Source organism: Yoonia sp. (assembly GCF_036007805.1).
Taxonomy (GTDB): Bacteria; Pseudomonadota; Alphaproteobacteria; order Rhodobacterales; family Rhodobacteraceae; genus Yoonia.
In genome coordinates, this window is the sequence record NZ_DASYOK010000042.1 from 1 (window position 1) to 20,063 (window position 20,063).

19 protein-coding genes and 1 tRNA gene are annotated in these 20,063 nt (G+C 57.2%); 10 read left to right on the forward strand and 10 right to left on the reverse strand.

Features of this window, described 5'->3' with window-relative positions; translation table 11 throughout:
- The 5 genes from VGP75_RS02230 to VGP75_RS02250 all read left to right on the forward strand — a co-directional run.
- Positions 1 to 307: aldose epimerase family protein (locus VGP75_RS02230; RefSeq protein WP_526025496.1), on the forward strand; the 307-nt coding region annotated here is incomplete at its 5' end.
- Positions 308 to 486: 179 nt separating this feature from the next.
- On the forward strand, positions 487 to 1,881 hold the full coding sequence (locus VGP75_RS02235) for a cytochrome ubiquinol oxidase subunit I (protein WP_327542098.1): 1,395 nt from the start codon (positions 487 to 489) through the stop codon (positions 1,879 to 1,881).
- Between the two features lie 6 nt (positions 1,882 to 1,887).
- Positions 1,888 to 2,898, forward strand: coding sequence for a cytochrome d ubiquinol oxidase subunit II (locus VGP75_RS02240; protein WP_327542099.1), 1,011 nt, complete (start codon positions 1,888 to 1,890; stop codon positions 2,896 to 2,898).
- 106 nt (positions 2,899 to 3,004) lie between these two features.
- Positions 3,005 to 3,081 (forward strand) — tRNA-Met (locus tag VGP75_RS02245).
- A 224-nt stretch (positions 3,082 to 3,305) separates the two neighbouring features.
- A complete protein-coding gene (locus VGP75_RS02250) occupies positions 3,306 to 4,718 on the forward strand; it encodes an FAD-binding oxidoreductase (protein ID WP_327542100.1) in 1,413 nt (470 codons plus the stop codon).
- A 65-nt stretch (positions 4,719 to 4,783) separates the two neighbouring features.
- Here the strand turns inward: VGP75_RS02250 and hemC are convergent, their stop codons facing one another.
- Complete coding sequence (gene hemC, locus VGP75_RS02255; protein WP_327542101.1) at positions 4,784 to 5,719, reverse strand: hydroxymethylbilane synthase; 936 nt, start codon at positions 5,717 to 5,719, stop codon at positions 4,784 to 4,786.
- A 94-nt stretch (positions 5,720 to 5,813) separates the two neighbouring features.
- On the opposite strand from hemC, the gene hemE reads away from it, so the two are divergent.
- Both hemE and VGP75_RS02265 read left to right on the forward strand, forming a co-directional pair.
- A complete protein-coding gene (gene hemE / locus VGP75_RS02260) occupies positions 5,814 to 6,848 on the forward strand; it encodes a uroporphyrinogen decarboxylase (protein WP_327542102.1) in 1,035 nt (344 codons plus the stop codon).
- 54 nt (positions 6,849 to 6,902) lie between these two features.
- Positions 6,903 to 7,283: a hypothetical protein gene (locus VGP75_RS02265; RefSeq protein WP_327542103.1), complete on the forward strand. Its 381-nt coding sequence runs from the start codon at positions 6,903 to 6,905 to the stop codon at positions 7,281 to 7,283.
- A 1-nt stretch (position 7,284) separates the two neighbouring features.
- On the opposite strand, the gene hemF is transcribed toward VGP75_RS02265, so the two are convergent.
- A complete protein-coding gene (hemF, locus tag VGP75_RS02270; RefSeq protein WP_327542104.1) occupies positions 7,285 to 8,163 on the reverse strand; it encodes an oxygen-dependent coproporphyrinogen oxidase in 879 nt (292 codons plus the stop codon).
- A 71-nt stretch (positions 8,164 to 8,234) separates the two neighbouring features.
- Between hemF and VGP75_RS02275 the strand changes: the two genes are divergently transcribed.
- Entirely contained in the window at positions 8,235 to 8,651 is a 417-nt protein-coding gene (locus VGP75_RS02275) for a hypothetical protein (protein WP_327542105.1), read from the forward strand.
- On the opposite strand, the gene VGP75_RS02280 is transcribed toward VGP75_RS02275, so the two are convergent.
- Genes VGP75_RS02280 through clpS form a run of 3 tightly spaced genes read right to left on the reverse strand, consistent with a single transcriptional unit; the run spans position 8,652 to position 10,811 of the window.
- Positions 8,652 to 9,455 (reverse strand): SDR family NAD(P)-dependent oxidoreductase, encoded by an 804-nt coding sequence (locus VGP75_RS02280; RefSeq protein ID WP_327542106.1) that lies wholly within the window; start codon positions 9,453 to 9,455, stop codon positions 8,652 to 8,654. It abuts the gene before it with no gap.
- Between the two features lie 21 nt (positions 9,456 to 9,476).
- Positions 9,477 to 10,445, reverse strand: a complete 969-nt coding sequence (locus VGP75_RS02285; RefSeq protein WP_327542107.1) for a class I SAM-dependent methyltransferase — start codon at positions 10,443 to 10,445, stop codon at positions 9,477 to 9,479.
- A 24-nt stretch (positions 10,446 to 10,469) separates the two neighbouring features.
- Complete coding sequence (gene clpS / locus VGP75_RS02290; RefSeq protein ID WP_055294056.1) at positions 10,470 to 10,811, reverse strand: ATP-dependent Clp protease adapter ClpS; 342 nt, start codon at positions 10,809 to 10,811, stop codon at positions 10,470 to 10,472.
- Between the two features lie 390 nt (positions 10,812 to 11,201).
- Here clpS and VGP75_RS02295 point away from each other — a divergent pair, with 390 nt between their 5' ends.
- Positions 11,202 to 12,566, forward strand: a complete 1,365-nt coding sequence (locus VGP75_RS02295) for a D-alanyl-D-alanine carboxypeptidase family protein (protein WP_327542131.1) — start codon at positions 11,202 to 11,204, stop codon at positions 12,564 to 12,566.
- 51 nt (positions 12,567 to 12,617) lie between these two features.
- Here the strand turns inward: VGP75_RS02295 and VGP75_RS02300 are convergent, their stop codons facing one another.
- The 5 genes from VGP75_RS02300 to VGP75_RS02320 all read right to left on the reverse strand — a co-directional run bounded on the left by VGP75_RS02300 (position 12,618) and on the right by VGP75_RS02320 (position 19,077).
- Entirely contained in the window at positions 12,618 to 14,216 is a 1,599-nt protein-coding gene (locus VGP75_RS02300; protein WP_327542108.1) for an ABC transporter ATP-binding protein, read from the reverse strand.
- A complete protein-coding gene (locus VGP75_RS02305; protein WP_327542109.1) occupies positions 14,213 to 15,397 on the reverse strand; it encodes an ABC transporter permease in 1,185 nt (394 codons plus the stop codon). Before VGP75_RS02305 ends, VGP75_RS02300 begins: the two co-directional genes overlap by 4 nt.
- On the reverse strand, positions 15,397 to 16,470 hold the full coding sequence (locus tag VGP75_RS02310) for a microcin C ABC transporter permease YejB (protein ID WP_327542110.1): 1,074 nt from the start codon (positions 16,468 to 16,470) through the stop codon (positions 15,397 to 15,399). Before VGP75_RS02310 ends, VGP75_RS02305 begins: the two co-directional genes overlap by 1 nt.
- Positions 16,471 to 16,479: 9 nt before the next feature.
- Positions 16,480 to 18,399 carry an extracellular solute-binding protein gene (locus tag VGP75_RS02315; protein ID WP_327542111.1) on the reverse strand — a complete coding sequence of 640 codons (1,920 nt, stop codon included), beginning with the start codon at positions 18,397 to 18,399 and terminating at the stop codon, positions 16,480 to 16,482.
- Positions 18,400 to 18,564: 165 nt separating this feature from the next.
- A complete protein-coding gene (locus VGP75_RS02320) occupies positions 18,565 to 19,077 on the reverse strand; it encodes a c-type cytochrome (protein ID WP_327542112.1) in 513 nt (170 codons plus the stop codon).
- A gap of 120 nt (positions 19,078 to 19,197) precedes the next feature.
- On the opposite strand from VGP75_RS02320, the gene VGP75_RS02325 reads away from it, so the two are divergent.
- On the forward strand, positions 19,198 to 20,052 hold the full coding sequence (locus VGP75_RS02325; RefSeq protein ID WP_327542113.1) for a prephenate dehydratase: 855 nt from the start codon (positions 19,198 to 19,200) through the stop codon (positions 20,050 to 20,052).
- Positions 20,053 to 20,063: the final 11 nt, after the last annotated feature.

The following is a 20,063-nucleotide window of genomic DNA, read 5'->3' on the forward strand; positions in this document are numbered from 1 at the left end:
GGTGAAAGGTGCACCGGCGCTTGATCACAATTTTTGCCTCTCGCAAGAAGCGACCGATCTGCGCGATGTCCTTTGGCTGACCGGTGCCTCGGGCCTGCAAATGACCCTCGCCACGACAGAGCCCGGGATGCAGATCCACGATGCCGCAGGATCACACCGTCCGGGCAAGCCGGTTTACGAGGGCATCGTGATCGAACCCCAGCATTGGCCGGACGCACCCAACAATAGCCAGTTTCCGTCAATCAAGGTCACGCCTGATAAAGCATATCATCAAGTGACCGAGTGGCGGTTTGAGAAGGCGACCTGATCGTCACGCGAACTTGGCAAAAGTTGCTGATCTCTTTATCTGTTTTTTCATAGATTTCGTCATAAACGCGGTCCGGACACGGTAGCGCGCCTTGCTGTCGCACCCCCCTGACTTACTGCCTGAAAGTGTTATTTAAGGGCTCAAGCGGATCAGGCCGCCCAGAAAGACGACATCACGTTATGGAACTTGAAACCCTACTTCTCTCGCGGATCCAGTTTGCCGCGAACATTTCATTTCACATCCTGTTTCCAACGATCACGATCGCATTGGGCTGGGTGCTTCTGTTCTTTAAATTACGCTATAACCGCACCGGCGAAGAGCGCTGGATGGAAGCCTATCGTTTCTGGGTGAAAATCTTTGCGCTGTCTTTTGCCATGGGCGTTGTCTCCGGCATCACGATGTCTTTCCAATTCGGCACCAACTGGCCCGGATTTATGGAAAAAGTCGGCAATATCGCAGGGCCTTTGCTGGCCTACGAAATCATGACCGCCTTCTTCCTCGAAGCGGTGTTCCTTGGCATTATGCTTTTCGGCTTCAGCCGCGTGCCCAATTGGGTGCATACTCTCGCGACCTTCCTTGTGGCCTTTGGCACCATGATGTCGGCCTTCTGGATCATTGTCCTGAACTCGTGGATGCATACGCCCCAAGGGTTCGAGATGATCGACGGCGTCGCACATGCGACCGACTGGTCCGCGATTATCTTTAACCCCTCCATGCCCTACCGCTTTACACACATGGTGTTGGCCAGCTTCCTGACCGTTAGCTTCCTGATTGCCGGTGTCAGCGCCTTCCGTTGGCTCATTGGCGGGCGCACCGAAGGCGTGCGCGTGGCAATGAAAACGGCCATCGTTGCTGCGGCCGTGCTGATCCCTGTGCAGATCCTTGTCGGTGACTTCCACGGCCTGAACACCAAGGAATATCAGCCAGCCAAAGTTGCCGCCATGGAAGGCAACTGGGAAACCTCCACTGGCGTGCCTCTGATCCTGTTTGCGATCCCCGATGAAGAGGCGCGTGAGAACCGGTTTGAAATCGGCATTCCGAAACTGGCGTCGTTTATCCTGACCCATGACTGGAACGGCGAAGTGCAGGGTCTGAATGACTTTGTCACTGAAGATGGCGAAGTGTTGCACCCGCGGGTCTCACCCGTTTTCTGGTCCTTCCGCGTAATGGTGGGCACGGGGCTCTTGATGCTGCTCGTCAGCTGGAGTGCCACTTACATGATCATTCGCCGCAAGCGCGGGGTCGAGGGGCTTCCCAAGCCGATGCTCTACACGCTGGTCGGCATGAGCTTCAGCGGCTGGTTGGCCACACTGGCAGGCTGGTACACAACCGAGATCGGGCGTCAGCCGTGGTTGGTGCAAGGTGTGATGACGACCAAAGAAGCGGTGGCCGATGTGCCTGCACCTTTGGTGCTGTCGACACTGATCGCCTATCTGCTGGTCTATGCGGGGCTTCTCGCGGCCTACATCTTTGTCATCTTCTATCTGGCACGGAAAACCGCACGCGGCGAAAGCATCGGTACCACCATCGCACCGTCGCCAGCGGCGGCCCCCAAAGCCATGCCAGCGGAGTAACCAGATATGAATTATTTCGGAGACCCCACCATCTGGCTGCCTTTTGTTTTTGCAGCCCTGATGGGTGTGTCCATCCTGATCTACGTGATCCTGGACGGATTTGACCTCGGCGTAGGGGTGTTATTCCCCTTCGCCAATGACGACGAAAAAGACCGTATGATCGCCTCGATCGGGCCCTTCTGGGACGCGAACGAGACTTGGCTGGTACTGGCGGTCGGCTTGTTGCTGGTGGCCTTCCCGTCTGCACATGGGGCTATCCTGACGGCGCTGTACCTGCCTGTGGCAATCATGCTGATCGGGTTGATCCTGCGCGGCGTGGCCTTTGAATTCCGCGCCAAGGCACCTGCGCCACACAAACACCTGTGGAACAATGCGTTCTTTGCAGGCTCGCTCATGACCTCGCTCAGCCAGGGCTTTATGCTCGGCATGTATGTCATGGGGCTTGAGTGGACTTTGGCAAATGTGGGTTTCGCCATTCTGACGGCGGTGTTCCTTACTGTCGGCTATAGCTTCATCGGGGCCACGTGGATCATCCACAAAACATCCGCTGTGTTGCAGGCCAAAGCGGTGGAATGGGCCAAAGGCGGCATTTGGGGGTTGGTCTTGGGCATTGGTGCGATCTCGCTTGCGACCCCTTTTGTGAGCACGCGCATTTTTGACAAATGGTTCAGCTTCCCCGAAGCGCTCTACCTGTCGCCCCTACCAATCCTGTCAGGGCTTCTGGTGGTCTGGCTTTGGTCCATGCTGCGCAAAATGCCTTATGCTGACGACCGCCGGTCATGGCAGCCCTTTGCCGCTGCAACAGCACTCTGGATCACGGCATTCGGGGGGATGGCCTATAGTTTCTACCCCTATGTGGTGCCCGAACAGATCACGATCTATGAGGCCGCCAGCGCACCGGAGAGTCTGTTCATCATCCTGATCGGCACCTGCATCGTGTTGCCGACGATCATGGGATATACTGTTCTGTCCTACTTTATCTTCCGCGGCAAAGCGACCGAGTTGCGGTACGATTAAGGGGCGTGACCCGATTGATATAAAGTAAGGTGGGTTTAAACCCACCTTACTGTCAGAATCGGTTTGACACCCCTGCCCCCATTGCGTAATCGGACGCTCGTGGAACGGCGCGGTAGCTCAGTTGGTTAGAGCGAACGACTCATAATCGTTAGGTCGGGAGTTCAAATCTCCCCCACGCCACCACCACCCCATCCGATGTTTGGCGACCGACGCGCAGTCATAGTACTGGCAGGACCCGACTTGCGGGCGTTTGGCTACGCCAAGCCACCCTGAGTACGGGAGTTCAAATCTCCCCCACGCCACCACACCCAAGCCAGCAGTAAGGTCCTGTGATCCAAAACACAGCGGGACACTTTCACACTGCTCCCTTTGCCGTTAATGAATCGGCATCACGGGAGAGTATGGACATGACAGTTCTTGACCAAATCGCAGAGACCATCGGCGCGGACCGCATCCTGACGGGCGCCGATGCCGCACCCTACGGCAAGGACTGGACAGGCGCTTATACATCCACACCTCTGGCGGTCCTGCGTCCGGCAAACACTGCCGAGGTGGCTGCCATCCTCAAGATCGCAAATGAAACCAAGACCCCCGTCGTTCCCGCCTCTGGCCGCACAGGCCTGACCGGGGCGACGCTGGCGCAGGACGCGCTGATGCTATCCGTCGAACGCCTGAACGAAATTTCCGAAATCAATGTTGCGGGGCGGACCGCAACTGTCGGCGCGGGCGTGATTCTGTCAAACCTGCACGACGCAGCCGAAGCGCATGACCTTATCTTTCCCCTCACCCTCGGTGCGCGCGGCTCGGCCATGATCGGCGGGCTCTTGTCGACCAATGCAGGCGGGTCCAACGTGGTGCGCTATGGCAGCACGCGGGGGCTCTGTCTGGGGCTCGAAGTCGTCATGGCCGATGGCCGTGTCATGAACCTGATGAGCGCGCTGCACAAAGACAACTCCGGCCTCGATCTGCGCAACCTTGTGATCGGGGCCGAGGGAACCTTGGGCATTATCACCGCAGCAGTTCTGAAGCTACAGCCCAAGCCAAAAGCCTATGCAACGGCAATGGTCGCCGTGTCCTCGCTACCCGATGCGCTGACCCTGCTTTACAAGCTGAAAGAGGCTACAGGCGACGGCGTTGAAGCATTCGAATACATGCCACGCAGCTATATCACCAAGCACCGGCAACTTTTCCCCGATGCCACGGGGCCGTTTGATACCGATTATGACGTCAACATCATGATCGAGGTCGCAGCGACGCGCGCGCAGGACGCAATCACGCATCCGGACGGGAGCCTGCCCGTTGTCAGCGCATTGGAAGAGACACTTGGCGCAATGCTGGAAGAAGGAACCGTTCTTGATGCAATCATCGCGCAGAACGAGACGCAGCGCCGCGAAATCTGGAAACGCCGCGAAGATGCAGGCGAAGTGGCCTTTTTTGGCGGCGTGTTTGTGAACACCGATGTGGCTGTGCCACTGGATAAGGTCGCAGCCTTTGAGCAAATGCTGACACCACGCATCAAAGCGATTGACCCTGATGCAGAGGAAGTGATTGTCGCGCACCTTGGCGACGGGAATATCCATCACACCAGCTACATCAGCCGCAATGACCCCGAGGCTATGAAAGCGCTGGTCGAAGCGGTTGAGGATGTGGTGCAGGAGCTGGGCGGATCGTTCAGCGCCGAACACGGGATCGGTGTGTCAAAGCTCGACACGATGCGGCGGCGCAAAGATCCCGTCGCGCTCGATGCGATGCGCGCAATCAAAGCAGCCCTTGATCCTAACAATATCCTGAACCCGGGCAAGGTGATCCCGACAGCGTAACGCCACAAGAAAATTCGCGAATTTTCTTGTGGGCCGAAAAGGAATTTCGCGAAATTCCTTTGCCGTCAAAAAAAGTCCGGCCCCGCCTGCGCCAGCAGTTTCGCCGCCATTGCGCGGCCCATTTCGGCGCCGTCTTCGATTGCACCGGTCATGTCGTCGGCAAAAACTTGAGTGCCATCTGTGCGCAAAATCTCGCCGCGGAGACGGAGTGAACCGCCGTCCAGTTCCGCCAAGCCGCCAATCGGTGTCTCACAAGACCCGTCCAGATGCGCAAGGAACGCGCGCTCCGCCGCGAGCCGCTGACCTGTTGGACCATCATGGATCGCAGCAAGCATCTCTGCGGCGCGGTGGTCATCACCACGGCGTTCAATGCCAATCGCGCCTTGCGCCACCGCCGGCAGCATATCTTCGGGGCCTATAGCGGTGCGCGGCACGTCAGTCATATGCAAACGGTTCAAACCCGCCATCGCAAGGAACGTCGCCTCGGCCACCCCATCACCCAATTTCTTCAGGCGGGTCTGCACGTTGCCACGGAATTCGACAATATTCAGGTCAGGCCGCTTGGCCAGCAACTGCGACCGGCGGCGCAAGGAGGATGTACCAACCGTCGCCCCCTGCGCCAGATCATCCAGCCCTTTGGCATTCAGCGACACAAAGGCGTCGCGCACATCTTCACGCGGCAGATAAGTGTCGAGCAACAACCCACCGGGCTGTTCTACAGGCATGTCTTTCATCGAATGAACAGCGATATCAATCGACCCGTCCAGCAGCGCTTCTTCGATTTCACGCGTGAACAAGCCCTTGCCGCCGATCTCTTTCAAGGGACGGTCCTGAATAGCGTCACCCGTGACCTTTATCACACAGATCGCAAAGGCGTCTTCGGGCAAATCAAACGCCGCCATCAGTCGCGCGCGTGTTTCATGTGCCTGGGCCAAGGCCAAAGGCGAACCACGGGTTCCGATGTTGAAAGGCGAAGCGGGGGTGGGCAAATTCACTGTCATGTCTGGATTGTTAGACGTGTAAACCTAGCCTGACAACTCCCTTGACAACTTCTTCTGCAATTGGGACCACAGGAAGATTACAAAAGGACATCCCATGGCCCAACAAAAGACCATCCTCCGCGCCCTTGCAGGTGAAACGCTTCCCACGCCTCCGATCTGGATGATGCGTCAGGCCGGGCGTTATTTGCCTGAATACAAGGCCACACGCGCGCAGGCCGGTGATTTTCTGTCACTCTGCTATAATCCGGAACTCGCCGCCGAGGTCACGTTGCAGCCAATCCGCCGCTATGGCTTTGATGCAGCGATTCTTTTTGCCGATATCCTGCTCTTGCCACAAGCACTTGGTGCAGACCTGTGGTTTGTCACCGGCGAAGGGCCGCGGCTTTCGACAATTACCTCGGCAGATGAGCTAGCAAGGCTCAAACCGATCGAGGCGATTCACGACACGCTGAACCCTGTCTATGAGACGGTGAAAATCCTGTCCGAAGAATTGCCCAAGGAAACTACGCTGATCGGGTTCGCAGGCGCGCCTTGGACTGTGGCCACCTATATGATCGCGGGCCAAGGCACACCGGACCAAGGGCCGGCCCATGCGCTGAAGGCGGAAAACAAACCGGTCTTCGAGGGCATCATCAACCGCCTGACCGAAGGCACCATTGCCTATCTGTCCAAACAGATCGAGGCAGGTGCAGAATGTGTCAAACTCTTTGACAGCTGGGCAGGCTCGCTGGAAGGCGACGATTTCACCAACTATTCCATCAAGCCGATGCAGCGCATCACAGCTGCATTGAAAGAAAAGCATCCCGGCATTCCTGTGATTGCTTTCCCGCGCGGTGCGGGCACGAAATATGCAGGCGTTCATGCCGCAACGGGTGCGGACTGTGTAGCAGTGGACGACGGTGTCGATGCCGCTTGGGTCGCCGAACACGTCCAGAAAGACGGCTGCGTGCAGGGCAACCTGAAATCCTCACATATGGTGACAGGTGGTGACACGCTGGTGTCCGAGACACGCCGCATCGTTGATGCGCTCTCGAACGGGCCACATATTTTCAACCTCGGTCACGGGATCACGCCTGAGGCAGATCCGGCCAATGTGCAGTTGATGATTGATACGGTGCGCGGGGCCTAAGACTGGATATTTCAACGTAAGCGGATAGTCTGGATACGCAGACAGGAGCCCGCGTTGAAAATACCTTTCACCTTGCGATTTGCCTACTACAGCTTTCGCGCCGTGGTCCGCGCGGGGCTGTTGCTGCTTTGCGCGTGGATTTTCCTGATCCCGGCCACCGCCGAAGACATCTCAGCCCTCGGCGCACGCGAAGGACAGACCTATCCGGTTGGTTTGCGCATGATGCGGGCGGCAAAGGTCTTTGTCGTAGTCGCACCACCGCGGGCCTATGACATGATCGCGATGGGCCTGCCGCAAGACGTCCCGTCCTTCATGGTACGCCTCGCGTTGATGCAGATGGCCGCAGGCAATGTCCTGCCCGCCTCGACACGTGTCGCGCCGACCACGCCAAACAGTCGTGATATCGAAGGGCCACGTTTTATTCAGGTGGACTAGGTCAGACCCATTTTGCCAAAGGCGGCAGGCTCATAAGCACCGCGTTGGCATCATGGCCGGTCGTCAGGCCGAACTTGGTGCCACGGTCATAGACGAGGTTATATTCGGCATAAAGCCCGCGGTGGATCAGCTGTGTATCTTTATCCGCATCCGTCCACGGCGTATCACGGCGCTTTTCGACAAGCGGCACATAGGCAGGCAGGAAGGCTTTGCCGATATCCTGCGTCAGCGTGAAATCCGCCTCCCAATCACCGGTGCAATAATCGTCCATAAAGATACCACCGACACCGCGCGCACGGTTGCGGTGGGGGATATAGAAATACTCATCCGCCCATGCCTTCAGCTTGGGATAATGGTCCTCGCCATGCGGATCGAGATGCGCTTTTTGGGTCGCATGGAAATGGGCGGTATCCTCTGCATACTCGATACAGGGGTTCAGGTCGGACCCGCCACCGAACCACCACGCATGGGGTGTCCAGAACATACGGGTGTTCATATGCACAGCGGGCGCATGGGGATTTTGCATATGGGCCACCAATGAAATGCCTGACGCCCAAAAGCGCGGATCTTCGGCCATGCCTGGCACACCACGGGCGGCCATCGCCTTTTGTGCCGCATCCCCCAACTGGCCGTAAACGGTAGAGATATTCACGCCGACCTTTTCAAACACGCGGCCACCACGCATAACCGACATCAACCCGCCGCCAGCATCTGAACCATCATCAGACGTGCGCTTGGTCTCGGACACTTCGAAACGGCCAATCTCACCTTCGCCTTTGTGGCTGTCTTCCAACCCTTCAAAGGATGCCACGATCTCGTCGCGCAATGTGCGGAACCATGAAGATGCTTTGCTTTTTTCCGCTTCGAAACCGTCTGACATACTTGGTCTTTGTCCCTGATATTGAATAACGTGCGTTGTTTGTCTTTATGCACCATAAAGATCATGCAACGATGATCCAGAACAAAACCGGAGACATCTCTATGCGCCGCGCTCTTTTCATGCTTCCCCTTGCCGTCCTGACAGCCTGCGCCACCCCGCGCGAGCAGTGCATCAGCCAAGTCACACGCGATACCCGTATTCTGAGCAGTCTGGTCAACGAAACCCGCGGCAATCTGGCACGCGGTTACGCCATCGAAGAACGGCAAGAGGTTCGGACGGTGCGTGAAACCTGTCGTGGGCGCAATGAGGACGGAACAACATTTACATTCCGCTGCGATGAGACCCAAACCTTTACCACAACTGTCCCTGTCGCCATCGACCTGAATGCCGAGCGCGCAAAACTGACGTCACTGGAAGAGCGTCTTGCCCAGTCACAAGCGGCGTCCAATCAGGCCGTGGCACAGTGTATCGCGCTGCACCCTGAATGATTAATGTGCGGCAACCGCCGCCGGATCAATCAGGGTCCGGCCGCCATCGACCGTAATGATCTGTCCGGTCACAAAGGCTGCGGCATCCGACGCAAGATATTGGACAGCATCAGAGACCTCGCTCGGGCTTGCGATGCGGTGCAGCGGCGTGCTTTCCACAATGGCTTCGCGCATTTCGTCATGATCCTTGAGTGACCCTTTCAGGCTTGCGCTCATGACGCTGCCAAAGGCCACTGCGTTGACGCGGATGCCATGCCGCGCAAGGGCCACAGCCAGAGAACGGGTCATCTGGTCTGACGCGGCAGAGCTAACGGAATAGGCCAGCAAATCAGGATGCGTGCGGCGCGCGGCAATCGAGCTGAGGTTCACAATCGACCCAATCGGTTCGCCTGTGTCGCCATCGGCCTGTTTGATCATGCGGCGCGCCACAGCCTGGCTCACGCGCAGCGCTGTCATCGCGTTTTGCTGCAACAGTTCCTCAACAGAGTTATCATCAGGATCAAGCGGGTCGGTTTCCATGACCTGCCGCGCGGCGTTGACCAGAATATCCACGCGTTCAAACGCATCAATGGTGGCGGACAGCAGGTTCGCGATCGTCAGCTTCTTACGCAGGTCACCGGCAAAGATGAGAATATTCTCTTCTTTCTCGGCCTCATCCCCGATTTCGTGGATCAGTGCTTTTTCATCCATATCTGCGAAAACAACATTCGCACCCATCCTGACAAAATGACGTCCGATGGCCAAGCCAACACCATTGGCCGCGCCCGTCACAATTGCCGTCTTTCCGGAAATGGAAAATGACATCTTTGCTCTCCCTTGATCCGCTCAGCGCTGTGGCCGATTGGCGTGGAATATTTTGAATGCACCATTACCCGCGATCATGTCCACATTGCGGAAACATTCGGTCAGGGTCGCCTCATAAGGCAAATGGCGGTTGGCAACCATCCAGAGTTTGCCATGCGGGGCAAGCAGGCGTGCGGCCGCTTGGATGAAGCCGCGCCCAAGGCTCGGATCGGACGCGCGGGATGTGTGGAAGGGCGGGTTCATGACAATGCCATCATAGCCGCCCCCGTCAAACTGCGTGGCATCTGCCCAATGGAAATGGACGCGCGGGTCGCTGACATTCAGCTTGGCGCAATGCAAGGACAGCGCCTCGGCCTCGATCAGATCAAGCGATTTCACACCGTCGCGCGCCAGAACGGGTGCAGCCAGATACCCCCAGCCAGCACCCAGATCAGCCATGCGCGCAGGCAGCTTGGCAGGAAGTGCTTCGGCCAACAAAGCCGAGCCCGCATCGACAGAGCCATCGGAAAACACACCGGCGGATGTGAAATATCCGTGCGGCCCTTTCGCAGGTTCAGGTGCTGTCCACGCTTCAAAGGCATCTGTCGCGGCAAACCAGAAAATCCGCCCGTGGCCCTTGGGGATAGAGGGCAGGTCGCCCAAAAACTTGCGGCAGGATTTGAACAGGCTATCTACGCCATCGGTCTTTTGCCCGTCCACGATCACAAAACCGGCCTTGGCGCAGGCCTCGGCAACCATCGCACGTGCCAGCGCTTTGGAGCGTGGCACAACAACGATGGCGACAGCGCTCTGCTGCAAATCCTGGCGCACGTCATAGCCGGCAGCCTGCCACGCAGCGACATCGGGATAAAACCCGTGCACGATGCGGATATCATCGCGCGGCAGCGCAGAGACATCATAGGTTGCCGATGGGCGCATCAGGGAAATGTTGCCCGAAGGCAACGCGATCATGCCATCTGCGATAGCGGTGCTGAGACGGGACTGGGACATCTTGGGGTGCGAATAGCGACGAGGCTATTCTTTCTCCATCGTACATTGGAGGGGATGTTGGTGCCGCTGGGCAAAATCCATCACCTGCGCAACTTTGGTTTCGGCGATCTCGTGACTGAAAACGCCGACAACGGCGACACCCTTCTTGTGCACCGTCAACATCAGCTCGAATGCCTGCGCATGCGAAAGGCCGAAGAAACGTTCCAAGACATGGACGACAAATTCCATCGGGGTGAAATCATCGTTCAGGATCAGAACCTTATACATGGGCGGGCGCTTGGTCTTGGGCTTCGTCTCAAGTGCCACGCCGACGTTTCCGTCGTCGTCACCCTTTTTGTCGGCCATCATGTAAAACTCTTTGCGCATTCCATCCGCCTTGTGTGCTTGGCGTTATATATAAGGCACAGATGGGGCATGAAAACCCCATCTGTCACAATCAATAACATGCCGTGAAAGACGGGAAAATCAGCTATCTTGCGCCGTGATCACGCCACCTTACTACATGTTGCGAATATAGGCGAGAAGCGCCAGAAAAGTCTTTGAATTTAGGGTATTTTCTGAAAACGCGACTTATGCTAGCGTTCCCTCATAACAATAAGACCACCGGAAAAATCCGGGGTCATCGAGGCAGAAAAAGAGGCAAGCGACGTGACAAGTCGTCTGGGACAGCGGGCCCTCCACGGGCTATTTCTATGCGTAATTCTGGCATGCTTGCTGGTGGCACCGATCCGTGCCGCCGCGGCACCCTATGCGGCCATGGTGATGGATGCGCGCACCGGAGAGGTTTTGCATTCACGCAACGCCGATACGCCATTGCATCCGGCATCGCTGACCAAAATGATGACGCTCTATGTCGCGTTTCAGGCAATCGAGCGCGGCGAGATCACGCTTGATACCCCTGTACGCATCAGCCGTCTTGCAGCATCCGAGCCCCCGTCGAAACTGGGGCTACGTGAAGGACAAACCATTGCCCTGCGCTTTTTGTTGCGTGCCGCTGCTGTCAAATCCGCCAACGATGCCGCCACAGCCATCGGTGAAGCGATATCAGGCTCTGAAGCGGCCTTTGCCACCCGCATGAACCGCACCGCCCGCGCGATGGGCATGCGCGACACAAACTTTTTGAACGCACACGGGCTGACCCAGGCCGGTCATTTGTCGACCGCACGTGATATGTCGGTGCTGGGCCGTCATGTCATCTATGATTTCCCGCAGTATTATAACCTTTTCTCACGCCGCTCTGCCGATGCCGGGGTTGCCACAGTGCGCCACACGAACCGTCGCTGGCTGGATAGCTATGAAGGCGGGGATGGCATCAAGACGGGTTATACCCGTGCCGCCGGCTTTAACCTTGTCGCCTCGGCGCAGCGCGGTCAGGAACGTATTATTGCAACCGTCTTTGGCGGGTCATCCACCGCAGCCCGCAATGCCCGCATCACCGAGCTAATGGACCTGGGGTTCAATCGTGCGCCAGCGCGTGCGACGATCCGTCGTCCGAACCCACCCGCGCCGATGCTCTCAAGCTCGGATGGTGGCGGTCAGGCCAACCCCGGCAAGGTCGTCCGCGTCAGCGGTCTGGTCACGCGAAGCATCCGCCCCGTTGCGCGCCCGACAAGCGAACCGGTCTCCGAAGAATTGCTTGTCGCTGCGGTAGATACCGACGTGATCAACGCAGCCATCGCCAATACCGTCAATGCGGCCCTCGCCGAAGCGCTTGGTGCCTCAACCCCAACAGCACCACCAACGCAAGTCATTGCGAACGCTGTTCCCGCGGTCACACCTGTCCCTCGCCCCTCACCACCGACACAGGTTGCCGCTTTGACACCCCAAACCGCCATTACAGACACCGGACCAGAGGTTGTGACACGCATCTCGACATCTGGCGGGCGGCATTGGGGTGTCAACGTGGGGCGGTATAACACACGTCATGACGCCGAACGGGTCCTGCTGCAGGTTGCGCTGAATGAAATGAGCGCGCTTGACGGGTCGCTGCGCCGCGTGGTGCAGCGGTCTGGCGGCTTTGACGCAAACTTTATGGGGCTGTCCCGAGAAGGTGCAGATCTGGCCTGTCGCAGGTTGCAGGCGCGCGGAACCACATGTTTTATGATCGGATCCGAGGGTTAGAACGCCCCAAAATCTTCCAAGATTTTGGACCAGAGTTTTTAAAAACTCTGGCTAGGCAACCTTGCCTTCAAAAGCTGCCGCCATCAGCGCACGGGTATACTCCGTCTGCGGCTTATCAAAGATCGCATCGGCATCGCCTGCCTCAACCACATCGCCTTGCTTCATCACCATCACCTTATGGGACAGCGCACGCACGACCTTCAGGTCGTGACTGATGAACATATAGGCCAGCGCGTATTTCTGCTGCAACGCGCGCAGCAATTGCACGATTTGCACCTGTACCGTCATATCAAGCGCCGAGGTCGGTTCATCCAGGATCAACAATTTGGGCCGCAGGATCATCGCCCGTGCAATCGCAATCCGCTGACGCTGGCCACCTGAAAATTCATGCGGGTAGCGATCCATCAAAGCGGGATCAAGACCCACTTCGGCCATGATTTCCCCCACCATATCGCGGCGGTCACGCCCGGGTTCCACACCATGCACACCAAGGCCTTCGGCGATAATTTCAGCCACCGTCATGCGCGGGCTGAGCGAGCCATATGGGTCTTGGAACACAACCTGCATGTCACTGCGCAAAGGCCGCATCTGGCGCTGGTTCAGATGCTGGATATCGGCGCCACGAAAGGCGATCCGGCCTTCCGAGCTGATCAACCGCATCACTGCGAGCGCCAGCGTGGTCTTTCCCGATCCGCTTTCACCCACAATACCCAAGGTTTCGCCCGCGCGCACGGTCAGTGTCGCGTCGTTCACCGCCTTGATATGCCCTACCGTCCGTTTGAGCAGACCGCGCTGGATCGGAAACCAGATGCGCGCATGTTCGGTTTCCAAGATGACCGGTGCATCAGCCTTGACCGGTGCTGGCACTCCGGTTGATTCCGCAGCCAAGAGCATCTGCGTATATGGGTGCTGCGGATGCGCAAATAGCGCGGCAGTTGGCCCCGTTTCCACAATCAGCCCGTCCTTCATCACGCAAACCCTGTCGGCGATCTTGCGCACGATTGTCAGGTCATGGGTGATGAACAGCATCGACATGCCTGCGTCGCGTTTCAGATCCGTCAGCAGGTCCAGAATTTGCGCCTGGATTGTCACGTCCAGCGCCGTCGTCGGCTCATCCGCGATCAAAAGTTCCGGCCCGTTCGCCAGCGCCATCGCAATCATCACCCTTTGACGCTGCCCGCCCGAGAGTTGATGCGGGTAAGACCCGAGGCGGCTTTCCGCGTCACGGATCCCGACACGCTCGAGCAGTTCGATGATCCGCGCGCGCACTGCCGGACCGCGCAGGCCCTGATGCAGCTCAATGCTCTCGGCCAACTGCTTTTCAAGCGTGTGCAACGGATTGAGCGAGGTCATCGGCTCTTGGAAAATAAAGCTGATGTCATTGCCGCGCACACGGCGCAGGGCGCGATCATCCGCGCCAACCATTTCTTCACCCGCGTATTTGATAGACCCGGCCATCACAGCACTGTCGCCCAACAATTGCACAGTAGACAGCGCGGTGACGGATTTACCAGACCCGCTTTCGCCCACAATCGCGACGGTTTCGCCCTTTTGCACCTGAAAGGACACACCTTTGACCGCATGGGTTGGCGTGCCTTCCTGCCGGAAAGCAACGCGCAGGTCTTTCACATCAAGGATCGGAGTATTCATGATGCACGGGCCTTTGAGGGTTCGGTCTCAAAGAGGGTATCGTCCTTCACCACATTGCCATCCGCCACAAAGGTCTTGCGCGGGTCAAAGGCATCGCGCACGCCCTCAAAGATAAAGACCAAGAGCGACAGCATGATCGCGAAGGTAAAGAAGGCGGTAAAGCCGAGCCATGGCGCTTGCAGGTTCTGTTTGGCTTGCAACGTCATCTCGCCCAGTGACGGGGCAGAGGATGGCAGGCCAAAGCCCAGAAAATCGAGCGACGCCAAACCACCAATGGCGCCGGTCACCAAGAACGGCAGCATCGTGACCGTCGCCACCATCGCGTTAGGCAGCATGTGACGGAACATGATTGTGCGGTCGCGCACGCCCAGCGCGCGGGCCGCACGGACGTATTCAAGGTTGCGCGCACGCAGGAATTCGGCCCTGACCACGCCTACAAGGGCGGGCCATCCAAACAGCACTGTAAGGAACACAAGGAGCCAGTAACTTCGCCCCAATATCGCAAAGACAATGATGATCACGTAGAGCGAGGGCATGCCTGTCCAGATTTCAATAAACCGCTGAAAGATCAGATCGGTCCAGCCGCCGAAATATCCCTGCACAGCGCCCGCCATAATCCCGATGATCGAGGCGGCGACAGTGACCGTCAGGGCAAATGTGACCGATAATCGGAACCCGTAAATCACCCGCGCCAGCACATCGCGTTTGGTATCATCGGTCCCAAGCCAGTTGTCAGCACTCGGTGGGGCGGGCGCAACACCGCCCACATCAACGATGGTGTTGTAGGAATAAGGGATAATTGGCCAGAGCATCCACCCTGCCTGAAAGTCACCGTCCAATGTCTCGCCCGCGTCGACAGCGGCAATAAGCGTCTCGGGATCATCAAAACACTCTTGCAGGCCGCCTGTTACAATCAGGCAATCCACTTCGGGTTCGCCATAGCCTGCCTCGGTGGGGAAATCACCGCCAAAGTCCTGCTCGGAATAGAAACTGAAGACAGGCATGCGAATTTCGCCACGATAACTGACGGCGATAGGTTTGTCGTTGGCGATGAATTCCGCAAAGAGCGACAGACCAAAGAGGATGCCGAAAATGATCAGAGACCACGTCGCACGTCTGTTGCGGCGGAAATTGCGCACGCGGCGCTGGTTCAGCGGGGACAAAAACGGACGTCTTGCCATCAGTTCCGCGCCTCGAAATCAATACGCGGGTCAATCAGCACATAGGTCAAATCCGTCAAAATCCCCACAACCAGACCGATCAGCGAGAAGGCAAAGAGCGTACCAAACACCACCGGATAATCGCGCGCGACCGCCGCTTCAAAGCCCAAGCGGCCCAAACCGTCGAGCGAGAAGAGCGTTTCGATAATCAGCGACCCGCCAAAAAACACGCCGATAAACAGCGCCGGAAAACCCGAGATGACAATCAGCATCGCGTTGCGGAATACATGCCCGTAAAGCACACGGCTCTCGGAAAGGCCCTTGGCGCGGGCGGTGATCACGTATTGCTTCTTGATCTCATCAAGAAAGCTGTTCTTGGTCAGCAGGGTCAACGTCGCAAAGGCCGAGATCGTCGATGCCAGCACCGGCAAGGTAATGTGCCAGAAATAGTCCAGCACCTTGCCGATCAAAGACAGTTCTTCGAAATTGGCCGACGTCAGACCGCGCAGCGGGAAGATGCGGAAATACGAGCCGCCTGCGAACAACACGATCAGCAGGATCGCGAACAAGAACCCCGGGATCGCGTAACCCACGATGATCGCGCCTGACGTCCATGTGTCAAACGGCGTGCCATCTTTGACCGCTTTTTTGATGCCCAGCGGGATCGAGATCATATAGGCAATCAGCGTCGACCAAAGCCCCAAGGTGATCGACACGGGCATTTTTTCCAGCACCAGATCAAGCACACTGATGGACCGGAAATAGCTCTCGCCGAAATCGAACCGCATGTAGTTCCACATCATGTTGAGGAAGCGTTCAAGCGGCGGCTTATCAAAGCCAAACTCACGCTCGAGTTGGGCGATGAAATCCGCAGGCAGACCGCGCCCGCCGATATAATCGCTGTCACCGCTATCAAGCAATTCGCTCCCACCGCCGGAAATGCCCTCAAAGACATCGCCACCGCCCTCAAGCTCGGCCAGGATCTGTTCGATCGGCCCGCCCGGAACGAACTGCGTGAGCGAAAAGTTGATGATCATGATCCCCAAGAGGGTGGGAATCACGAGCAGCAAACGCCTGAGGATATATGCTCCCACGTCAGTACCTTACTGGAACGCACCGGCGGCGCGCAGCGTGGCCCCTGCCTCTGCATCATACCACCAGTTGTCAAGCGGCGCCAAACCAAGCGGCGGCACCTCTTTGAAACGGAACATGTCATAATAGGCAACGGTATGCACACCCTTTTGCCATTGCGGAATCCAGAACCTTTCAGCGCGCAACACGCGGTCGAGGGCACGGGTGCGGATTGTCAGATCCTCCAATGTCTCCGCCGCGACAATTTCCTCAATCAAACGGTCAGCTGCCGGCAGTTTCAGGCGCATCGGGTTGCGCGAACTGTCTTCTGCAGCAGCAGAACCAAAGAACTGGGCCAGTTGCTGTCCGGGTTCATACCCCTGCCCGAGCGAGGCATTGACGATATCGAACGTGCCTGCGCGACGGCGTTCAATGAATTGTGAGGTATCGACGCGCTCAAGCTTGGCATCCACACCAAGGCGTTTGAGGTTTTCCACAATCGGGTTGATCACGCGGTCAAACTGGGGCGAGCGTTCTAGGAACGTGACCTCAAGCAGCGCACCATCTTTGCGGCGCAAACCATCCTCACCGGCGATCCAACCCGCCTCATCCAGCAAAGCAGAGGCTGCGCGCAGCGCGCCACGGTCAAGCGGGCGGTCTGATGTGTTGGACGCAGGCGGAATAACGGCCTCATCCGTCAGGATCGCCGCGTCAAGCAGACCATCATCAACGAGCGGTTGGAGGATCGCAATTTCTTCGGGCGATGGCGCGCCAACGGCCTTCAGGTCTGAATTATCCCAAAACGATTCAGGGCGTTCATAGAGACCATAAAACAGTGTTTCATTCATCCACTCGAAGTTCACCATCAAGGTGATCGCTTCGCGCACGCGCTGATCCTGAAACTTTTCTTGGTTGAGATTGAAGACAAAGCCCTGACCCGTGCCGATGTTCCCGTCCGGCAGCTCTTCAACATTCACCCACCCCTGCGCACGCGCCGGAAAATCATATCCCGTCGCCCACTGCAAAGAGCTGTTTTCATCGCGGAAAGTATAGACCCCGGATTTGAAGGCCTCAAAAGCCGCACTGCCGTCAGCGAAATACTCAACACGCACCGTTTCAAAGTTGTTGCGGCCCTGATTGATCGGCAGATCAGCACCCCACCAATTCGGATCATAGCGGTAGATAATCTGCCGCCCGATATCGACCCGATCCAAACGATAGGGCCCTGTGCCCATGAATGGCGCATCGGCGGTTTCATCCAGACGCACGTTGTTTGCTTCAAACCACGCCTGCGACCAAGCCGATGTGCCACCTGCCCAAGTCACCACATCGCGGCGCGGGGCCTCCGGTGTAAAGTTGAAACGGATGCGGTGGGTATCGAGCACTTCAACACTCTGGATGAACTGCGAATAGACAGAACGATACTCGGTGATCCCCTGCTCCAGCGGCATCTCGAAGGAAAACTTGATGTCCTCGGCGGTCATGGTTGTCCCGTCCCAGAACTTCACATCGTCGCGCAGGTTAAAAATCACCCAGTCACGGCTTTCGGGATATTCGAGCGTCTCGCAAAGATAACAATAGGCACCGTAAGGATCATCAAGCGTGGAGGTCAGGATAGATTCGTAACCGATTGTAGCCAAGGCTGCAGGAACGCCTTTGCGTGTGTAGATGTTGAAGCTGTCAAAAGTGCCCTGTGCGGACTGCGAAAACTCGCCACCCTTGGGCGCGTTAGGGTTCACATAATCCAGCACCGTGTCGGGTCCGTACTTCAGGTCGCCAAAGTTCGTGTAACCGTGGCTGACGGTAACTGTCTCATGTGCGTCGCCAAAAGCCACGCTTCCCGCCCAGACTGCCGCCACGCCAATCACAGATCCCATGGCCCAGGTTCGCAGCAGGTACTTATGGGCAGTTTGAACCTTGGTTTGGGCACTTGAACGGGGTGGCTTCTGCATCAGTGTCTCCGGTATATAGGCGTGGTTTCATGACTACATGAAGTAAATGGAGAGTTTGGCAAAGTTTCAAGTTGCGTTTGTGTGAACACGCGATGATAAAATTGTAATATTTCCAGCAAAAAGGCCGCCCAATCGGACGGCCCTTTCTGTTCTCTCTGGCGCGCCTTAGCCGCCGAAAGTTGCGAGATAAGCAATCAGGTTCGCACGGTCCTCGACATTGCGCATGCCGTTATAGCTCATCACTGTGCCAGGTGCATAACCACGTGGGTTTTCGAGGAAAGCACTCAGTTCCTCAGGAGTCCAGACATCTGTCGCCTCAATCAAAGCGCCGGAGTAGTTGAAATCATCATAAAAATGGACCGGACGGTTCACGACGCCGTAAAGTGCGGGGCCTGTGCCGTGCTGTCCGGCTTCAAGCGCGTGGCAAGACCGACAGCCGCGCCACAATGCCTCACCATCTTCGGCACTTGCAGAGGCATAGACGACCGAGAACGGAACCTCTTCGACAACTTCAACTTCTTCACCTTCAGCGCCTTCGACCTCGATCACATAGGCTTGTTCACCGTAGTGGCCGCCGCTGTGATAGATTTCTTCGGCCAACCACGCCCCAAGCAGAAAGACGAGTAAAGTGCTGCATAGACCGCCGATAATTTTGGTCGTTGTCATTGTGTCGAACATGTCGCGTTCCATTCAGTAGAAAGTTTCGTGCGTATCTATCCGCTTCCCACACTAGGTTGCAAGGTATAGAGACGCGACCGAATGCCTCTTTTTGGGGGAAACAGCACAGAGAACACACCAATGTCGCAGAAAATCGCATTTCAGGGTGAATTGGGCGCCTATGGGCATGAGGCCTGCGTGACCGCCCGGCCAGATTATGACCCCCTGCCTTGCACCACTTTTGAAGCTGCAATTGACGCTGTCCGCAGCGGGGCGGCTGACCTTGGCATGATCGCGGTCGAGAATTCGACTTATGGCCGCGTTGCTGACGTCCACTCGCTCTTGCCCGAGAGCAGTCTGCACATCGTGGATGAGACATTTGTGCGCGTGCATATCAATCTTCTTGGCAAGCAAGACGCTTCGCTTGGTGATATCAAAGAAGCCCATGGCCATCCTGTGATCCTGCCACAGTGCGGGGAATTCCTGCGTGCGAACGGAATTACACCGCGCACCAGCACGGACAACGCCCGCGCCGCGCGCGAGGTGGCAGCAGGTGATAACCCTAGTATTGCGGCGTTGGCCTCGGAGCTGGCGGCGGAAATTTACGGGCTCAAGGTTCTGGCCCGCCATATCGAGGATCATGCGCGCAACACGACGCGGTTTTTGATCATGGCACGCCAACCCGACTATACGCGTCGCGGCCCCTCGGGGATGATGACCAGCTTTGTGTTCCGCGTGCGCAACATTCCCGCCGCACTTTACAAGGCAATGGGTGGTTTTGCCACGAATGGCGTCAACATGACCAAGCTGGAAAGCTATATGGTTGGCGGCGAGTTTACGGCAACACAGTTCTACGCCGAAATCGAAGGGCATCCAGACGACGCCAACGTCAAACTTGCGATGGAAGAGCTTGGCTATTTCACCGACCATCTGCTGGTGATGGGTGTCTATCCCGCTGCGGCCAGACGTCACGAAAAGGTGGCAAGCGGCGCGTAATCCGGCAGTCC

Coding starts and splice junctions, on each gene's coding strand:
- VGP75_RS02235 (WP_327542098.1), top strand. CDS start 487: ATGGAACTTGAAACCCTACTTCTCTCGCGGATCCAGTTTGCCGCGAAC.
- VGP75_RS02240 (WP_327542099.1), top strand. CDS start 1,888: ATGAATTATTTCGGAGACCCCACCATCTGGCTGCCTTTTGTTTTTGCA.
- VGP75_RS02250 (WP_327542100.1), top strand. CDS start 3,306: ATGACAGTTCTTGACCAAATCGCAGAGACCATCGGCGCGGACCGCATC.
- hemC (WP_327542101.1), bottom strand. CDS start 5,719: ATGACAGTGAATTTGCCCACCCCCGCTTCGCCTTTCAACATCGGAACC.
- hemE (WP_327542102.1), top strand. CDS start 5,814: ATGGCCCAACAAAAGACCATCCTCCGCGCCCTTGCAGGTGAAACGCTT.
- hemF (WP_327542104.1), bottom strand. CDS start 8,163: ATGTCAGACGGTTTCGAAGCGGAAAAAAGCAAAGCATCTTCATGGTTC.
- VGP75_RS02275 (WP_327542105.1), top strand. CDS start 8,235: ATGATCCAGAACAAAACCGGAGACATCTCTATGCGCCGCGCTCTTTTC.
- VGP75_RS02280 (WP_327542106.1), bottom strand. CDS start 9,455: ATGTCATTTTCCATTTCCGGAAAGACGGCAATTGTGACGGGCGCGGCC.
- VGP75_RS02285 (WP_327542107.1), bottom strand. CDS start 10,445: ATGTCCCAGTCCCGTCTCAGCACCGCTATCGCAGATGGCATGATCGCG.
- clpS (WP_055294056.1), bottom strand. CDS start 10,811: ATGCGCAAAGAGTTTTACATGATGGCCGACAAAAAGGGTGACGACGAC.
- VGP75_RS02295 (WP_327542131.1), top strand. CDS start 11,202: ATGGTGATGGATGCGCGCACCGGAGAGGTTTTGCATTCACGCAACGCC.
- VGP75_RS02300 (WP_327542108.1), bottom strand. CDS start 14,216: ATGAATACTCCGATCCTTGATGTGAAAGACCTGCGCGTTGCTTTCCGG.
- VGP75_RS02305 (WP_327542109.1), bottom strand. CDS start 15,397: ATGGCAAGACGTCCGTTTTTGTCCCCGCTGAACCAGCGCCGCGTGCGC.
- VGP75_RS02315 (WP_327542111.1), bottom strand. CDS start 18,399: ATGCAGAAGCCACCCCGTTCAAGTGCCCAAACCAAGGTTCAAACTGCC.
- VGP75_RS02320 (WP_327542112.1), bottom strand. CDS start 19,077: ATGTTCGACACAATGACAACGACCAAAATTATCGGCGGTCTATGCAGC.
- VGP75_RS02325 (WP_327542113.1), top strand. CDS start 19,198: ATGTCGCAGAAAATCGCATTTCAGGGTGAATTGGGCGCCTATGGGCAT.